Annotated in this window: 15 protein-coding genes; 9 read left to right on the forward strand and 6 right to left on the reverse strand. The window is 62.5% G+C overall.

Features of this window, described 5'->3' with window-relative positions; all coding sequences use genetic code 11:
* Positions 1–5 precede the first annotated feature (5 nt).
* Positions 6–203 carry a hypothetical protein gene (locus tag KZJ38_RS34380; protein ID WP_219801471.1) on the reverse strand — a complete coding sequence of 66 codons (198 nt, stop codon included), beginning with the start codon at positions 201–203 and terminating at the stop codon, positions 6–8.
* 670 nt (positions 204–873) lie between these two features.
* Here KZJ38_RS34380 and KZJ38_RS34385 point away from each other — a divergent pair.
* Positions 874–1,866 (forward strand): GlxA family transcriptional regulator, encoded by a 993-nt coding sequence (locus tag KZJ38_RS34385; protein ID WP_219801472.1) that lies wholly within the window; start codon positions 874–876, stop codon positions 1,864–1,866.
* Between the two features lie 44 nt (positions 1,867–1,910).
* Here the strand turns inward: KZJ38_RS34385 and KZJ38_RS34390 are convergent, their stop codons facing one another.
* Complete coding sequence (locus KZJ38_RS34390; protein WP_246641917.1) at positions 1,911–2,714, reverse strand: helix-turn-helix domain-containing protein; 804 nt, start codon at positions 2,712–2,714, stop codon at positions 1,911–1,913.
* 350 nt (positions 2,715–3,064) lie between these two features.
* Between KZJ38_RS34390 and KZJ38_RS34395 the strand changes: the two genes are divergently transcribed.
* The gene (locus KZJ38_RS34395; protein WP_219801474.1) at positions 3,065–3,310 is read left to right on the forward strand and encodes a flagellar transcriptional regulator FlhD; all 246 of its coding nucleotides are present in this window, start codon (positions 3,065–3,067) and stop codon (positions 3,308–3,310) included.
* A gap of 116 nt (positions 3,311–3,426) precedes the next feature.
* Here KZJ38_RS34395 and KZJ38_RS34400 read toward each other — a convergent pair whose 3' ends face one another.
* Together KZJ38_RS34400 and KZJ38_RS34405 are read right to left on the reverse strand one after the other, a co-directional pair.
* A complete protein-coding gene (locus KZJ38_RS34400) occupies positions 3,427–4,845 on the reverse strand; it encodes an undecaprenyl-phosphate glucose phosphotransferase (RefSeq protein ID WP_219801475.1) in 1,419 nt (472 codons plus the stop codon).
* Between the two features lie 299 nt (positions 4,846–5,144).
* Complete coding sequence (locus KZJ38_RS34405; RefSeq protein ID WP_219801476.1) at positions 5,145–6,338, reverse strand: GlxA family transcriptional regulator; 1,194 nt, start codon at positions 6,336–6,338, stop codon at positions 5,145–5,147.
* Positions 6,339–6,434: 96 nt separating this feature from the next.
* Here KZJ38_RS34405 and KZJ38_RS34410 point away from each other — a divergent pair, with 96 nt between their 5' ends.
* The 3 genes from KZJ38_RS34410 to KZJ38_RS34420 all read left to right on the forward strand — a co-directional run bounded on the left by KZJ38_RS34410 (position 6,435) and on the right by KZJ38_RS34420 (position 9,692).
* Positions 6,435–7,187 (forward strand): PadR family transcriptional regulator, encoded by a 753-nt coding sequence (locus KZJ38_RS34410; RefSeq protein WP_219801477.1) that lies wholly within the window; start codon positions 6,435–6,437, stop codon positions 7,185–7,187.
* Positions 7,188–7,261: 74 nt separating this feature from the next.
* Positions 7,262–8,077, forward strand: coding sequence for a siderophore-interacting protein (locus KZJ38_RS34415; RefSeq protein ID WP_219801478.1), 816 nt, complete (start codon positions 7,262–7,264; stop codon positions 8,075–8,077).
* Positions 8,078–8,312: 235 nt separating this feature from the next.
* Positions 8,313–9,692 carry a short-chain fatty acid transporter gene (locus KZJ38_RS34420; protein WP_219801479.1) on the forward strand — a complete coding sequence of 460 codons (1,380 nt, stop codon included), beginning with the start codon at positions 8,313–8,315 and terminating at the stop codon, positions 9,690–9,692.
* Between the two features lie 27 nt (positions 9,693–9,719).
* Here the strand turns inward: KZJ38_RS34420 and mmsB are convergent, their stop codons facing one another.
* Positions 9,720–10,616, reverse strand: a complete 897-nt coding sequence (mmsB, locus tag KZJ38_RS34425; protein WP_219801480.1) for a 3-hydroxyisobutyrate dehydrogenase — start codon at positions 10,614–10,616, stop codon at positions 9,720–9,722.
* A gap of 91 nt (positions 10,617–10,707) precedes the next feature.
* Entirely contained in the window at positions 10,708–12,399 is a 1,692-nt protein-coding gene (locus tag KZJ38_RS34430; RefSeq protein WP_219801481.1) for an AMP-binding protein, read from the reverse strand.
* Positions 12,400–12,741: 342 nt separating this feature from the next.
* On the opposite strand from KZJ38_RS34430, the gene KZJ38_RS34435 reads away from it, so the two are divergent.
* The 4 genes from KZJ38_RS34435 (at position 12,742) to KZJ38_RS34450 (ending at position 17,233) form a co-directional block, all read left to right on the forward strand.
* On the forward strand, positions 12,742–14,439 hold the full coding sequence (locus tag KZJ38_RS34435) for an NfeD family protein (RefSeq protein WP_425518395.1): 1,698 nt from the start codon (positions 12,742–12,744) through the stop codon (positions 14,437–14,439).
* Positions 14,436–15,209, forward strand: a complete 774-nt coding sequence (locus tag KZJ38_RS34440; protein ID WP_219801482.1) for a slipin family protein — start codon at positions 14,436–14,438, stop codon at positions 15,207–15,209. The genes KZJ38_RS34435 and KZJ38_RS34440 overlap by 4 nt, the downstream gene beginning before the upstream one ends.
* 99 nt (positions 15,210–15,308) lie before the next feature.
* A complete protein-coding gene (locus tag KZJ38_RS34445) occupies positions 15,309–15,566 on the forward strand; it encodes a DUF4148 domain-containing protein (protein WP_219801483.1) in 258 nt (85 codons plus the stop codon).
* A 365-nt stretch (positions 15,567–15,931) separates the two neighbouring features.
* The gene (locus tag KZJ38_RS34450) at positions 15,932–17,233 is read left to right on the forward strand and encodes an NCS2 family permease (protein WP_219801484.1); all 1,302 of its coding nucleotides are present in this window, start codon (positions 15,932–15,934) and stop codon (positions 17,231–17,233) included.
* Positions 17,234–17,264 lie beyond the last annotated feature (31 nt).

Genomic DNA, 17,264 nt, shown 5'->3' on the forward strand with positions numbered 1-17,264 from the left:
GGGCATCACACATCGCTCGGATCGAGTTCCGACACGATCTGCGCCACCGTCATCTCAGGGAGCTGTTTCGCGAGCAATTCCCAAAAAATTACATCTCGCATATCGCTCGCATCTTCAGCCGTCCTCCACTCGCGGGCGCCGACAATTGCATCGGCGGTTTCGTACGCGGCGTCGACGATATTCTGAATGTCTTGTTGGTGCATGAAAGCGTTATCGGCCCGACATCGATCTTCTTTAGCGGTGCGTCAATGTTCGCCTTGCCGCCACTCCAGGCCAGATGAAAAAGGCCCGCCGGCGGGGGGCGCGGCGGGCAAGAAGCCCGAAGAGAACGCGCGTTTGCCCGTCTGCTTCGAGTGACCAGGCTGCGATTCTAGTGAACGCAGTATGGGGCGCATGATTCTGGCGGACAGCGGCAATATATTGGCCGAATCGGCACGATCGCGACGCGGGTCCCGGCATGGCTGCGCCAGGGCGACACCGGTGTTGCACGTGTTATCGCAATTGAAACGATATTAGTAAAAAAACAGGTCCAATCGGTAGCTATCTTTCTCGCGCAATCGTTTGCGCAGTTATGTTTTATTGAAACTGATATCGCCACGGTACAGTTTCGAAACGCACCTCGTTCCATTGAACGACCTTCAATATCCAGCACTTTTAATCTGGCCAATCAAGCGGGGGCATTCATTTACATTGGATTCAGAATGCATGCAAGTTCGGTGTACACATTGAGTACCGTGTCTCGAACAGCCATTGTCTTTACCTAATCGGCCATGCAATAACGGCAGTAGATCCGTTTGTATAGGATGCGTCGACACAATAAACACAGAGCGCAGCAAAAAGCTCTGGGAGTCGTGATTACTCGGGGAAAAACAGATGGAGTTGGATCGAACCGTGCCGCATGCGTTGCGGCAAAGCATATCGCAGCCCAACGTCGACAGGACCACCCGCATCGACATTGCCCTCTTTAACGGTTTCGCCTTGCCGAAGATCGCCGCAATCATCGAGGTTTTTCAGAAAGCTAACGCGCTCGCGGCGCCGAGACCGATCGGACGCTCGCGCTATGACGTTTCGCTGTGGTCAGCTGCCGGCGGGCGCGTTGCCAGTTCGTCGTCCGTATTTGTCTGGACGGAAAGTGTTGATAGTTACCGCGAAACCGATGATGTCCACATGCTCTTCATCGCCGGTGGCGCGGGCGCGCAGCAAGCATGCCGCGACGAACGGCTAAGAGACTGGCTGCGCCGCAGGTATCCGTCAAGCGAGATCGTTCATTCCATTCATGAAGGCCAGCAGCTCCTCGAGGCAGCGGGCTTTACGGGTCGCGAAGGGCCGCACTTCGAAGCCAGCCACGAATGGCGTGACGTCTATTCGCGAAGACCGTTTGGCGACCCGCCCGGTGCAGTCGATACTGCGTTGAGAATCGTGAAGCACGATCTCGGTGCAGAACTCGCGCAGCTGGTCACCGAGTCGGTCGTACCCGAGCACAAATCGCCGTTCGCCTCGCCGATCGCGGGTAGAGCGCCGTCACAGGTAAGCGAGAAGATCATGGCATCCGCGCGCTGGCTCGAGGAAAACGTCGACCAGCCCATCTCGATCGACGACGCCGCACAGGTTGCAGCGATGAGCGAGCGGAACTTCCTGCGGCGCTTCAAGAGCGAGATGGGCATCACGCCGTCCGACTATCTGTTGCGCGCGCGTTTGAACATGAGCTGCCGGTTGCTCGTGGAATCGCGCCTTCCGGTCGACAAGATCGCACGCCGCTGCGGCATCGGTAGCGGCGGCCAGTTGGCCAAGCTTTTCCGCAAGTATCTCTCGACCACACCGACCGACTACCGGACGGGCCGTACGGCATCGAGGACCTGTACCTGAACGGCTGCCGCGCATCCGGCCCGGTGCGCGGCATGGCCTCTTTGCTATGCGCTGGGCCGCCGGTGATTCGCCCGGTAGGCGGTCGGCGTCTTGCCGAGGTGCTTGCGGAATAGCTTCGCAAGCCGCCCGCCGCTACCCATGCCACAACGCCGCGCGACGCTGCCCACCGGCAAGGTTGTTTCCGCAAGCATCCGGCACGACATGTCGAGCCGCACGTAAAGGAGGTAATCCGAGGGCGTCACGCCGAGTTCTGCCTTGAAACGGCGCAGGAAATTGCGCTCGCTCATCTGCGCCACACGAGCCGCCTCGTTCAGCCCCACGTGCCGATGGCCGTTCGCTTCGATCCAGCGTGCCGAGGACCGGATCTTCTCGCTCACGTGGTTCGCCTCGTTGCGGCAGACGATGTCGGTGAACGGGTTGGGCACGAACTTCTTGAGCAGCGAGCTGATTCTGCGCGTCGCGCCCGCATCGCACCCGAACCCCGCCGCGTCGAGCAGCAGATGTCCTTCATCGACTGGAAACACATATCCGGTCAGCGGGCAGGTGCGACGCAACCATGCGAGCAAAACGTCGTCACGCAACGCATGACTGACGCCCGGTCCACCGGCGACGAAAAGCGCATGCAGACCGTCAGGCTTCCGATCGGTCTCGACGCTTTCGGTCAGGACAAGGACGGCGGACGAACTGGCGATGCGCCCTCCGAGGCTCGACAACAGGCGCACGTTGAAGCAGTCCGGGTTGTGCTGGCCGTACTCGCTTGATTCGTTCGCACGCTGGAACGATTCCACGATGCGTGCAATTTCAGGCAATGCAAAGCCGTCGAATACTGTGATGCCTATTGTTTTCAATTTGTCGTGCCGGGTAGGCTGCATCCGCGCTGATTGCCGCGTCTCCTTCATACACCCCGTTTGCGCCGCGCCGCGCGATAAAGCGCATCGCAACAAGACGTCATGCCCGTCTTGCAACACCCATGTTACGAAAGGCAAAGCGGAGCATCGACACGATGGCGGAATGACGCCAGGTCTTGACGGATTGGGGGCACATCAGGTTATGCGCTTCCACATTGACCGAATCCGCCATAGTTTTGGCGCGCGCATACGTTCCGGATCACTAAACTATTAACCGCGCCTATATCGGTACGACAGTGCTAGCAGGCGTTACCGATGCTGCGAACGCCACACTTCCACACCCCACGCCCATGCCGAACGACGAAGACCTGCTGGATATGATCAGTGACTGGAATCGCACCTATCTTCGCCTCGCGAATCGGCTGATTCTCGAAGACCAGCGGAATGGCGCGCGCATATTCGGCTTCTCGGACGAGATGACCACGTTAATCGGCAACCTGACACCCTCGCAGATCGATGAGCTCGCGTCATCGTTAGAACTGGTTTGCCAGCTTCATACAGGGCCTGCTTCGATCTTCGCAGACATCCTGCATTGATCCTTGCGCCGTGCGCGTTCGTAGGCCGCTTCGGATGCCTCATCATGACAGCGCCGCGTGGCTCGTCTTTTGAGCCCGCGGCGCCGCAGTGCCCGCGCAGTGCGCGGTGTCATCCGTCAATACGCGTTACGGTGAATAAAGCCCTTGATTACCGTAGCGGCGACTATTCTCATATCGAGCACCAGCGACCAGTTACATAGATAGTAGAGGTCGTGTTCGACGCGCCGTTGCATCTTTTCGATCCGATCGGTTTCGCCGCGATAACCGTTCACCTGAGCCCAGCCTGTGATGCCGGGTTTGATCCGGTAGCGATGGATATAGCGGTCGATCAGCTTGCCGTACAGTTCATCGTGTTCGATCGCGTGCGGCCGTGGACCGACGACGGACATCTCGCCGCGCAGCACATTGATAAACTGCGGTAGCTCGTCGAGACTGGTGCGGCGCAGGAAAGCGCCGACTTGTGTAATGCGCGCGTCGTGACGCGTCGCCTGCTGCACCACGCCATGCGTCTGCTGGTGAACCCGCATCGAGCGGAACTTGTAGATGCGGAATACGCGGCCATTCGCCCCCTTGCGGCTCTGCCGGAAGAACACGGGGCCCGGCGACGAAAACTTGACCGCCAACGCGATCAGGGCAAAGAGTGGCGCCAGCGCAAGCAGCGCACAAGCCGCGAACACGCGATCGAACAGTGCTTTCTGGGCAAGTGCGGCCGGCGAGAGCGGCGAAGCGGCGAGGTTGATGGCCGGCGAACCGGCCAGTTCGACGACTCCGCTCTCGAACAATGCAAGGCCGCGTACATCCGGCATGAGGCGGATATTGATCAGCTCGTCGCGGAAAGTATCGAGAAAACGCAGAATCGTCGGCTGCTCGGAGAGCGGGAGTGCGAGCCACAATTCCTGGATGCCGGCCTCACGCACATAGTCGACGAACGGGCCGAACTCGCTGAACACGCGCAAGCCTGGCGCCGCGCCAGACGCGTTGCCGTGCGGATCGTACACCGCCGCAGGTCGGAAGCCACTGCCCGGCACGGCGTCGATTTTGCGCAGCACGCTGCGGCAATGCACGCTTTCGCCGACCAGAGCGACGAGGCGCTGATTGAGACCCGCATGGCGCAGCCGGCTCAGAATCGCGTATGCGACCATGCGGGTGCCGATCAGCGCGGCGCCGCCGGCGGCGGTCCAGTATTCGAACCACTGGCGCGACACATCGTTTGCATAGTGCAGCGAGAAGATCAGAAGTCCGCAGCAAACCTGCACACACAGCCATGCGAACAGCACACGCTGCGCAAGCTGCAACGTCGAGCGTCCGCGCCACGATTGATACACGCCAAATGCGGGCATCAACGCAAGCGCGCATGCAATCGAAAAAGCGACAAAGAGCGCGTCGAGTGTCCCGTGCGTGAGAAGGCTGCCGAAGCGCGATTGCGCTGTCAGCTCGGCCATCCCGGCGATGGTCGCGACATCGGCCAGTCTTGCGACGACGCCGTTAAAGTCGTTCCGTACACCCACGCCGTATTGGCGAATATCGGCTTGCATGACGCGCTCCTAAGTCCGGCTATGTGCGCTATTCAAGCGCCGCGCAATGCGCGCGTCGATGTCCTTGCGAGCAAAGACGCGCGCGCGTCCGCTCCGCGTGGGATGGATTGCAACGCCGCGGGCCGCGACGGCGGGATCTGCACTGAGCCGACTCACTTCGATACTCCCCGTAACTGGTGCGTCATGTGAATTTCGCAGGTCGAATCATACTGAGCGGCCGTCTTGCCAAAATCGACGTGACCGAAAAAGGCCATATGTTGGCGGTGCGATCACCGCCTCGAATGGTTTTCGCGGGTGTATTACGAGGTTTCGTGGTCAGCGCTGCCTTGCTGCGAGCGAGCCGTCGCACGATATTCACTGGCAGACACGGACAGGCGCCGTCGAAACAGTTTCGCGAGCGCCATGCCGCTGCTAAAGCCGCAGCGCCTCGCCACCTTGTCGATCGGCAGCGCGGTCGAAATCAGTAACCGGCAGGCAAGCTCGAAACGGGCCTTCAGCAGATACTCGGATGGAGTCGTACCGATCACCTGCCTGAAATGCCGCAGCAGTGTCCGCTTGCTCATGAGCGCGAATTGGGAAATGTCCGCGACCGTAATCGGTCTGTTGCAGTTCTGTTCAATCCAGTCGGCCGCTTCGCGGATCCGGTCGCGCCGCATGTCTTCGCTCGGCTCACCGGGAAAAGAGGACAGCCGACGACTCGAATCGGGTATGACCCGTTCGCTCACCTCCTGGGCTCTCGGCGTCCCAAGGTCACGGCTAAGGATGGATAGCGCGCTGGAGAACGCCCCGCCCGGGTCGTAGATGTCATGCGGACGCGCAGTAACATCTGTATGTCCGGTTGCGTGCGTGCCCCGCCGGAATAGCGACGTTAGCTCGCCTGTCACGTCAGCAGGCGGTACGCCTGCTGTCTCGATCAACGTGCGGCCTTCGGCAACGCCGATCACGAGCGATTTCCTGCGGTACGTCTCCCGGATCCAGCCGAGCAGGCGCGCATCGCGCGATGCAGCGCTTACGCCGTCTCCCCCGACTACGAACACAATGTCCAGCGACGGCGACTCGACCACCTCGCTCCACACTTTCATCCTCGCCGTTCCCCTGATGAGGCCGCCGCTCGAGGACAGCAGTCGGACCAGATAACGGCGGTCGTTCATGCCGTTGAGTCTGTTCGCGTAATGAAATACCTGGTCGATGATGGCGACGTCCAGCGACGAGAATCTCGGGAACACCAGAACCGCGATATGCAGCTCTTCGTCGATGCTCTTTCGTCGTCCAAACGCGTGTTTCTGATGCGGACCGCGATGTCCGGCCGATCGCTCGGAAGTCGTGTCGTTCATTTGTAGACTGGCTCGTGCCCATGCTCCGATACGAGTCACGAAGTCTAGCGAGGGGCATTCGCGAACCGCGAGGTCGTGGCCGAACTGCACCATGTTTTGGCCATTGCAGGAACGACAGATGGCTGGCGCAAGCAGATTGCAGAAGAACGCGTTGTGCACCGATATCCGCCAAAATCAGATTTGACAAAGTATCTTTAGATATATATCTTGAGATATATCTTTAGATACACCGTCATCCACCACGAGGAGCTCGACATGCGCGATCACCGCCATTTCCATTTCTCATCCGACACTGTTTATCCGGGCCGCCCCGGCTTCGCGGACGCCTTTTCGCTTCACCGCCTGTGGCACGCGTGGCACGCCATCGGCCGTCATCACCACGGTCGCGGCAGCCGCTTTTCGGGCGGTGGGCCCGGCTTCGGCGGCTTCGGCGATGAAACCGACGGCTTCCCGCGCGGCCGGAAGTTCACCTCCGACGATTTGCAACTGCTGCTGCTCGCGCTGATCGGCGAGCGCCCCAGCCACGGCTATGAGCTGATCAAGGCGCTCGACGCACGCTCGAACGGCTTCTACTCGCCAAGCCCCGGCATGGTGTACCCCGCGCTCACTTACCTCGAAGAGCTCGGCTATGTCACTGTGCAAATGGAGGGCAACCGCAAGCGCTACGAACTGGCCGACGCGGGTCGCGTCTACCTCGCGGCGAACCGCGAACGCGCCGACCTGATGCTCGCGAAGCTCAGCCATATCGCGCGCAAGATGGACATGGTTCGGCGCGCATTCTCAAACGACGCGGGTGATAACCCAGGCGCCGACGCCGGTGGCGACGAATTCGGCGGCGTTCGCGGCACGGCCTGGCTGCCCGAATTTATCGAGGCACGACGTGCGCTCAAGCATGCGCTGCTGCTGCGCGACAACGCCTCGCCTGATGAGCAGCGCCGTATCGCGGCAATACTCGCGCGCGCGACGGCCGAGATCGAAGGCAAAACCAGCGGTGGCGGCAAGTCCTGAGGCAAGGCCCGAACGAGGCTGACAAGGCTGACCTACGGGCCAGCCACCGCCCGCAACCTGAAAGGAATTCCCTTATGCACGATCGCTCCGATCTTGCGGTGACGCGTGTGCGTCACCCGCTGAAGTTCCGTCTGCTGCAAGTCAAGCACGTGCGGCAGCTCACGCCGCATCTGACCCGCGTCACGCTGACCGGCGACGACCTGCACGACTTCGAATCGGCCTCGTTCGACGACCATGTCAAAGTCTTCTTCCCCGCCCGCGGCGCGGAAAAGCCATCGCTGCCGCAAGCGGGCCCGGACGGTCCGGTGTTCGCCGCCGACGAGCCGCGCCCCGTTGCGCGCGACTTCACGCCGCGCCGCTATGACCGCGCCGCGCGCGAACTCGACCTCGAGTTCGCCTTGCACGAAGCGGGGCCCGCTGCCGAATGGGCGGCGCAGGCGCAAGCGGGCCAGTTTCTCGGCGTCGGCGGTCCGCGCGGCTCGCTGGTCATTCCAACCGCCTTCGACTGGCATTTGCTGATCGGCGACGACACCGCGCTACCCGCCATCGCACGTCGTCTCGAAGAGTTGCCCGCAGGCACGCGCGTCGCGTCGCTTATCGAAGTCAGCGATCCGTCCGCTCGCATCGAATTCGCGACCGCTACGAATCTGTATAGCGTGTGGTGCTATCGCAGCGAATCGAAGTCTCGCGGAGAAGCGCTGCTGCACGCGGTACGCGAAACGTGGATGCCCGACGGTGAAGGCTACGTCTGGGCGGCCGGCGAAGCAGCGACGATGCGTGCGGTGCGCTATCACCTCGTCAACGAACGCGGCATCGACAAATCGCGCATTCGCGCGGCGAGCTACTGGAAACAGGGCGCCATTGCGGTACACGAAGCGCTCGACGATTGACGCGTACGCGTCGTCGCGCATCGTTAGCAAAACGTAGTTCCCGTTGCAGTCGCAATCTCAACCGCGAACCGGCGACGCGAACCAGACAACGCGTACCTGGCAGCACATATCGAAAAATTCCGGTATGTTTCGAGCCCACGTCAAACGCGGCATCGCGGCGCGCAAGCTTTCAGATTGAAGGCTCGCGTACCGCGCGATACGCCGCATCTGAAACTGTGAGGACAAGAGAAACATAATGGACGCGAGACACCCTGCTTCTGCCAACGCATCGCAACCGGAACGGCGCAACGTCGTGAGCGCGCTCGTCTATCTGTTCGAGCGCGTGATGCCGGACCCGTTCGTGCTGTCCATCGGGCTCACGCTCGTCGTGATCGTGTTGTCGATGCTGTTCGCACCGAAGGCCGACATTCCGCACGTGCTCAGCTCGTGGTACGGCGGCGCGTTCGGCATTCTCGGCTTCGCGCTGCAAATGATCCTGATTCTCGCGACCGGCTTTGCGATCGCCGATGCGCCGGTCGTGCAGCGCGGGCTGCGCGCGCTCGCCTCGCGTGTGCAGACGCCGACGAAAGCGGCGCTCGTCGTGTTTCCGATCGTCGCGGTGGCGGCATGGCTGAACTGGGGGCTCGGACTTGTGGTCGGCGCGCTGCTCGCGCGTGAAATAGCCAAGCGGGTCAATGTCGATTTTGCGTGGCTCGTCGCGGGCAGCTACTCCGCGTGGTCCATCTGTAATAGCGGCCTGTCGAGTTCGATCGCGTTGTCGCAAGCGTCGCACGGCAATGCGCTGAATCTCGTCGAGAAAGCCACGGGCCAGGTCTTGCCGCTCATGCAAACAGTGTTCGCGCCGTTCGTGTTTGTGCCGACGATCGCGATTGTCGTCGTGATGACGTTTATCTTTATCAAGATGCATCCGCGCGATGCGCAAATGACGACGTTGCAAGAACAGGCCGCCGCGCCCGCCGACGATCCGCACGCACGCAACGCCGATGACGGCTCGCTCGCCGCGCGGCTCGAACAATCGATGCTCGGCACGCTGCTGTTGCTCGCGATGGGCATCGGCTATATCGCGATGCAGTGGCACGAAAAAGGCTTCGAGCTCGACATCAACACGACCATTCTGATCTTTCTGCTCGCCGGTCTTGCGTTGCAGCGCACGCCGATCGCTTATGCGGACGCGATTCGCCGCGCGGCACGGCAGACCGGTTCGATGCTGCTGCAATATCCAATGTACGGCGGCATCATGGGCATCATGAGCGGCACGGGCCTCGCGTCGGTTATCGCGAAGACATTCGTCGCGATTTCAACGCCGGCCACGCTCGCGCTATGGAGCTATCTGAGTTCGCTCATCATCACGTTGCTGATTCCGAGCGCGGGCGGTCATTGGGCCGTGCAGGGGCCGTTCGTGCTGCCGGCCGCGCTGAGCCTGCACGCGCCGGTCGCGCGCACCGCGATGGGCGTTGCGATGGCGGAGAACGTGTCGAACATGCTGCAGCCGTTCTGGGCCGTGCCGGTTGTCGCCATTGCCGGCATCCGGATCCAGCGTGTGATGGGCTATACCGCGATAACGTTTCTTGTGTCGCTCGTCATCTACGCGGTGTCGCTGTGGCTCGTGCCGTGACGCGACCATCGTGCATCGTGCGTCCGCTCACGTCGCGGCGTCGTCGCGCCGATACAGCCTGATGACCGACGAGAAGTCGAGTTTGCCCGCGCCGTTCGTGCTCATCGCCTGATACAGCTGCTGCGCGAGCGCGCCCAGAAAGACCGGCTGCCGCACGAGCTTCGCGGCGTCGGTCGCGAGACCGAGATCTTTTAGCATCAGGTCGGTGCCGAAGCCGCCCGTGTAACCGCGCGACGACGGCGCCGCATCGATCACGCCCGGAAACGGGTTGTACGTATCGGAACTCCAGCAGCGCCCCGTCGACGTATTCATGATGCCCGCCAGCACTTTCGGGTCGATGCCGAGCGCTTCTCCTAACGCCATGCCTTCCGCCACGCCCGCCATCGTGATGCCGAGCACGAGGTTGTTGCAGATCTTCGCGACCTGCCCCGTGCCGGTGTCTCCGCAATGCACGATATTGCCGCCCATCGCGGACAACACAGGCTTCACGCGTTCATAAGCTTCCACGCTGCCGCCGACCATGAAGGTCAGCGTGCCCGCCGCGGCGCCGCCCGTGCCGCCCGACACCGGCGCGTCGAGGAACGCATTGCCCTGCTGCTGCGCGAGCGCAGCAAAGGCCTTTACGCTTGCCGGATCGATCGTGCTCGAATCGACGATCGCTACGCCTCGCGCAATGCCGGCGAGAATGCCGTCGTCGCCGGTCAGCACGCTCTTCACGTGCGCGGCGGCCGGCAGCATCGTGATCACGCATTCCGCTTCAGCCGACGCCGCTTTCGGCGACACGGCCGCTTGCGCGCCTGCTTCCACGAGGGCCTGCACGGCCGATGCGCTGACGTCGAACACGTGCAGCACATGACCCGCATTCAGCAGGTTGCGCGCCATGGGCGCCCCCATATTGCCGAGCCCTACGAAACCGATCTTCATCGTGACGTCTCCGATAGTGTTCTGCAGGCAATGCGCGTCGGTCAGTTCAAGTCAGTTCAAGTCGACTCAAGCCAACCCAAGTCAACTTAAATCAGCGCAAATCGGGAAAGTCCTCTTCCCAATACTCGCCGGGCATGCGCGCCGGCTCCGCGGTGCGATCGAGTTCGCGGCGGCGCAGCTCGACGCGGCGGATCTTGCCGGAGATCGTCTTCGGCAATTCGCTGAACTGCAGACGGCGAATCCGCTTGTACGGCGCAAGCTTTTCGCGTGCAAAGCGGAACACGTCGCGAGCGACTTCGGGGCTCGCCTCGAAGCCCTGGCGCACGGTGACGAACGCCTTCGGCACCGACGCGCGCAGCGCATCGGGACTCGGCACCACCGCTGCTTCGGCAATGGCCTCGTGCTCGATCAGCACGCTCTCGATCTCGAACGGACTCAACCGGTAATCGGACGACTTGAACACATCGTCCGAGCGACCGACGTAGACGAGGTAGCCATCGTCGCGCCTCAGCGCAACATCGGACGTGCGGTAGTAGCCGTTGCGCATGGCGTTCGCGTTGGCTGCTTCATTGTTCGCGTAACCGGTCATCAGGCCGAGCGGACGTTGCGCGAGCGGCAGTGCGATTTCGCCTTCGCTGACCGGCTGGTCGTCTGCATCGACGAGTTCGACGCGGTAGCCAGGCAGCGGCCGCCCCATCGAACCGGGCACGACCGGCTGTCCCGGCGTGTTGCCGACCTGGCAGGTCGTCTCGGTCTGGCCGTAGCCGTCGCGTATCGTGATGTTCCACGCGTGGCGCACGCGCTCGATCACTTCCGGGTTCAGCGGCTCGCCCGCGCCGACAATCTCGCGCAGCTTTACCGGATACGACGCGAGCGGTTCCTGCACGAGCATCCGCCACACGGTGGGCGGCGCGCATAGCGTCGTTACGTTGCAGCGCACCAGCACGTCTAACGTATCTTTCGGCACAAAGCGCGCGAAGTTGTAGACGAACACGCAGGCCTGCGCATTCCACGGCGCGAAGAAACAGCTCCACGCGTGCTTCGCCCAGCCGGGCGAACTGATGTTCCAGTGGATGTCGCCGGGCAGAAGACCGATCCAGTACATCGTCGACAGATGGCCGACCGGGTAGCTCGCATGCGTATGCTCGACGAGCTTCGGCTTCGATGTCGTACCGGATGTGAAATACAGCAGCATCGGATCGCTTGCGCGCGTGCGGCCGTCGGGTATGAACGATGACGACGCCTGATAAGCGGCCGCGAAATCGGCCCAGCCATCGCGCGGTGTGCCCACCGAGATACGCGTGAGCGGCGCCTCGAGTGCATCGAATTTCGCGAGCTCCGCGCTATCGACGATCGCGACGTTCGCGCCACCCAGTTGCACGCGATCGCGTACATCGCCGGCCGATAGCTGCGTGGTGGCCGGCAGCACGATCGCGCCGAGCTTCATCGCGGCCAGCATCGTGTCCCAGAGTTCGACACGGTTCGGCAGCATCAGCAGCAGCCGGTCGCCGCGGCCGACGCCGAGGCCGCGCAGGAAATTCGCCACGCGATCCGAGCGTTCGGCCATCTGCGCATACGAAAGCGTGAGGCCGCGGCCCTCGATGTCGTCGACAATCCGCAGCGCCGGGCTGTCGTTGCCGCGCGCGATGACGTCGAAGTAATCGAGCGCCCAGTTGAAGTCGTCGAGAACCGGCCATTGGAACTCGCGATAGGCGCGCTCGTAGTCGGTGCGATGGCGCAACAACAGATCGCGCGCTTCAAGAAAGCTATCGGCTGCTGTCATTGTTGTCTCCAGTCCCATGTCGCATTGCTCCAGCCAGCGTTTCAAAGCGTAGCTGGCGAATCGCGGCGAGTCGGCGCGAATGCGCTCTAGTGGCGCACATTCTGCACGCAAAACTGTGGTGCGATAACTGCGGGTAACATCAATGTGGAAGTCGATCAAACCGGCGGCGGACCTGTCTCGCAGTCGTCCCGCCGCATCGATCCCGCCGCATCTATCCCGCCGCATCTATCCTGCATTTCCCGCGCATCAACCGATTTCCGACTAAGCTTGATAACAGGCCTCCTTTTGGGGCTGGTCGCCGCCGGCGCCGTGATCCGCCCAGCGGCGCACCGGCCGTCGGCGATGAGAATCTACCCGTTTCTCCGGTACCGGCAACCCGGCCCGCCGTCCGAGCGCCGTATCGCATCCGGCGCGGCGCGGGTAGCGGGTGCCATGATGCAGCGCACGCCATGCGGCTTATCCTTGCGTGCGGTCGCGGTGCAATTGCTCCTGGTGGCAGCCGCTTTCATGGTCTGCGCCACTTTCGCGAGCGGAGGATCGTCCGGTTTCGGCATCTCCGCGGCATACGCGATTGAAACCGGCGCCAAGCCCGCCGCCGCTGCATCGCCCAACGTGATTGTGATCCCGGTCAATGGCGCAATCGGCCCGGCAAGCGCCGACTTCATCGTGCGCGGACTCGCCCGTGCCGATCACGAACACGCGGCATTAGCGGTGCTCCAGCTCGACACGCCCGGCGGGCTCGACACGTCGATGCGGCAGATCATCAAGGCGATGCTGAGCTCTCCGGTGCCGGTTGCCGCCTACATCGCACCGGGCGGCGCGCGTGCCGCGAGCGCCGGCACCTATATCGTCTATGCAAGCCAGATCGCCGCGATGGCGCCGGGCACGAATCTCGGCGCGGCCACGCCGGTGCAGATCGGCATGGGCGGTTCTGACGCGCCGAAACCCGGCGCGGGCCCCGCACTGCCTCGCCTCGCGCCGGACGGCAAGGCCGGTGGCGCGGCTTCGGCCGCTTCATCGGCTGGTTCGTCGACCTCTGCACCTGCCGACACATCGCCCGCGCTCGATACGCAATCGACCGAAACCCGCAAGCAGGTGCAAGACGCGTCCGCCTATATCCGCGGCCTCGCCCAGATGCGCGGCCGCAACGCTGACTGGGCGGAACGCGCGGTGCGTGAAGCCGTGAGCCTGTCGGCACGCGAGGCGCTCGAACAGAAGGTCGTCGACCTCGTTGCGCGCGATATTCCCGACCTGCTGCGGCAAGTGGACGGCCGCACCGTCACCACCGCCGACGGCGAGCATCGCCTGAGTGTCGCGCACGCGACCGTGGTCACGCTGGAGGCGGACTGGCGCAGCCGCTTCCTCGCGGTGATCACGGATCCGAACGTGGCGCTGATATTGCTGATGATCGGCATGTACGGACTCTTCTTCGAGTTCGCGAATCCGGGCTTCGTGCTGCCGGGCGTCGTCGGCACGATCAGCCTGCTCGTCGGACTCTTCGCGCTGCAATTGCTGCCGATCAACTATGTGGGACTCGGTCTGATTTTCCTCGGCCTCGCTTTCCTTATCGCCGAGGCCTTTTTGCCGACGTTCGGCTCGCTCGGCTTCGGCGGTGTCGTCGCGTTCGCGATCGGCGCATTGATGCTGATGGATACCGACGTGCCCGGCTTCGGCATTCCGCTGCCCATGATCGCGGGCGTCACGCTGTTCGGCGCGCTGTTCGTGTTCACCGTGTCGAGCGTCGCGCTGCGTGCGCGGCGCCGCCCGGTCGTGACGGGCTCCGAAGCGCTGATCGGCAGCATCGGCGTGGTGCTCGACGACGGTCTTACGCCCGATAGCAGCGGCGACGGCAGCGGCGGCAGCAGTAGCGGCAGCGCCAACAACGGCACCGGCTGGGCACGCGTGCATGGCGAGCGCTGGCGCGTCGAGAGCAGCGAGCCGCTGCCCGCGGGCCACACCGTGCGCGTGACCGCGCGCCACGGACTCACGCTGACGGTTGTGCCGGCCGGTGCGGCATCACAACAAGGAGAACGCAGATGATCGGTTTCACATTCGGTTTCGGCAGCATTCTGATTGTGGTCGTGGCCTTGCTGATCGCATCGTCGATCCGCATTTTTCGCGAGTACGAACGCGGCGTCGTGTTTATGCTCGGGCGCTTCTGGAAGGTCAAGGGGCCGGGCCTCGTGCTGATCATCCCGGTCGTGCAGCAGGCCGTGCGGATGGATCTGCGCACCGTCGTCTTCGACGTGCCGCCGCAGGATGTCATCACGCGCGACAACGTGTCGGTGAAGGTGAATGCGGTGGTCTACTTTCGCGTCGTCGATCCGGAGCGCGCGGTGATTCAGGTTGCGCGCTACCTCGACGCCACGAGCCAGCTCGCGCAGACCACGCTGCGCGCCGTGCTCGGCAAGCACGATCTCGACGAGTTGCTGTCGGAGCGGGAGCAGCTGAACGCCGACATCCAGAAGGTGCTCGATTCGCAGACCGACGCGTGGGGCATCAAGGTCTCGACAGTCGAAATCAAGCACGTGGACATCAACGAAACGATGATCCGCGCCATTGCACGGCAAGCGGAAGCGGAACGCGAACGGCGCGCCAAGGTGATTCACGCGGAAGGCGAACTGCAAGCTTCGGAGAAGCTGCTGCACGCGGCCCAGATGCTTGCGCAGCAACCGCAGGCGATGCAACTGCGCTATCTGCAGACGCTCACCACGATCGCCGCGGACAAGAATTCGACGATCGTGTTTCCGCTGCCGATCGACATCATTAACGCGGTGCTGGACCGGATGGGCAAGCCCACGCAAACGTGAGCGTGCCTATTGAGAACAACAGTTCGCCTGTGCCTCACGCGGTTTTGCGACTCGCTCTAGAATGGGAATGCACTGCTTCAACTTGTTGAGGACGCAACCATGAAACGCATTCCTCGTATGGTTCTTTGCATGATCGCCGGCGCCTTATGCGCGACCTATGCCTTTGCGGAAACGCCCGCGGGCAGCTACGACCCGTCGGCGCCGAAAACACGCGCGCAAGTGATCGCGGATTTTGCCGACTGGCGCGCGGCGGGCTACGACCCGAACGACTGGATCGATTATCCCGAGAACGCCATTGCGGCGGGCAGGATCGTGGCCGCGCGACGCGCAGCGCAGGCCGCAAATCACCCGCAGTAAACAGCACAGGCGCGAGGCCTGCGGAATGCACAATGCCGCAGGCTTTTTCTCTGATCGTCGTTAGGCCTCTTTCACATTAGCGGCATTCTGCCAATCCCGATCGCCGTTATTCAAACTTTCTTATCGGACCGCAACGGTTCGGTGATTTCCTGATCGCAGTTGGGCTAGTGCGCGAATCACGGAATTCACAAAGATGCCTCTGCCGAATTTGTTCATATAAACTCCGCACAACTATCGAGGTTGTCCCTGCTGCCCCCGCGGCCGATTCATGTTTACAATCCGCCCCGTGGCTGTTCCGGACCGCAGCCGCTCTGCTGGCAGTCTTCTTCGATAACAACGACTCAACCCGACGAGAGAATCGGCACATGGACTCCCTAAAACGGTATTTCGGCTTCGACGAAGCAGGCACGAACCTGCGCACGGAAGTGCTGGCAGGCGTCACCACGTTCCTGACCATGGCGTACATCATCTTCGTCAACCCGGCCATCCTCGGCGACGCCGGCATGCCGAAAGATTCCGTATTCGTGGCGACCTGTATCGTTGCCGCGCTCGCGTCCGTCATCATGGGTCTCTATGCGAACTACCCAATTGCGCTCGCGCCGGGCATGGGGCTCAACGCGTACTTCGCGTACACGGTCGTCAAAGGCATGCATTTCCCGTGGCAAGCGGCGCTTGGGGCCGTATTCATTTCCGGCTGCCTGTTCATGATCGTCACGCTGTTTCGCGTGCGCGAAGTGATCGTCAACGGCATTCCGCACTCGATCCGCATTGCGATTACCGGCGGCATCGGGCTCTTTCTCGCCATCATCTCGCTCAAGTCCGCCGGCATCGTGACCGGCAATCCAGCCACGCTCGTCACGCTCGGCAATCTGCATGACGCGCATGCCGTGCTGGCCATCATCGGCTTTTTCGCGATCGTCACGCTCGATTATCTGCGTGTGCGCGGGGCGATTCTGATCGGCATCGTCGGCGTGACCGTGCTGAGCTTTTTCTTCGGCGGCAACGAGTTCCACGGCGTCGTCTCCATGCCGCCGTCGATCGAGCCGACGCTCTTCAAGCTCGACATCCATGGCGCGTTGTCGACGGGCGTCCTGAATGTCGTGCTCGTCTTCTTTCTCGTCGAACTGTTCGATGCGACCGGCACGCTGATGGGCGTCGCAAACCGCGCGGGGCTGCTCGTGCACGGCAAGATGCACCGGCTCAACCGGGCGCTGCTCGCGGACAGCACCGCGATTCTCGCGGGCTCGGTGCTCGGCACGTCGTCGACGACGGCGTATATCGAGAGCGCGTCGGGCGTGCAGGCGGGCGGCCGCACCGGTGTAACCGCCCTGACCGTCGCCGCGCTGTTTTTGCTGAGCCTCTTCTTCGCGCCGCTGGCCGGTGTCGTGCCGGCTTATGCAACTGCTCCCGCGCTGCTCTATGTGTCCTGTTTGATGCTGCGCGAGATGGCCGACCTGCCGTGGGACGATGCGACCGAAGTCGTGCCGGCCGCTCTCACCGCCTTGCTGATGCCGTTTACCTACTCGATCGCGAATGGGGTCGCGTTCGGCTTTATCTCCTACGCGGGGCTCAAGCTGCTGACGGGACAGGCGCGGCAAGTGAAGCTCGTCGTCTGGATCATCGCGGTGGTCTTCCTGCTGCGTTTCTTCTATCTCGGCGCGGAATAACCGCGGCCACCTCAAGCACAAGAACAAAATC

The organism is Paraburkholderia edwinii, assembly GCF_019428685.1.
Taxonomy (GTDB): Bacteria; Pseudomonadota; Gammaproteobacteria; order Burkholderiales; family Burkholderiaceae; genus Paraburkholderia; species Paraburkholderia edwinii.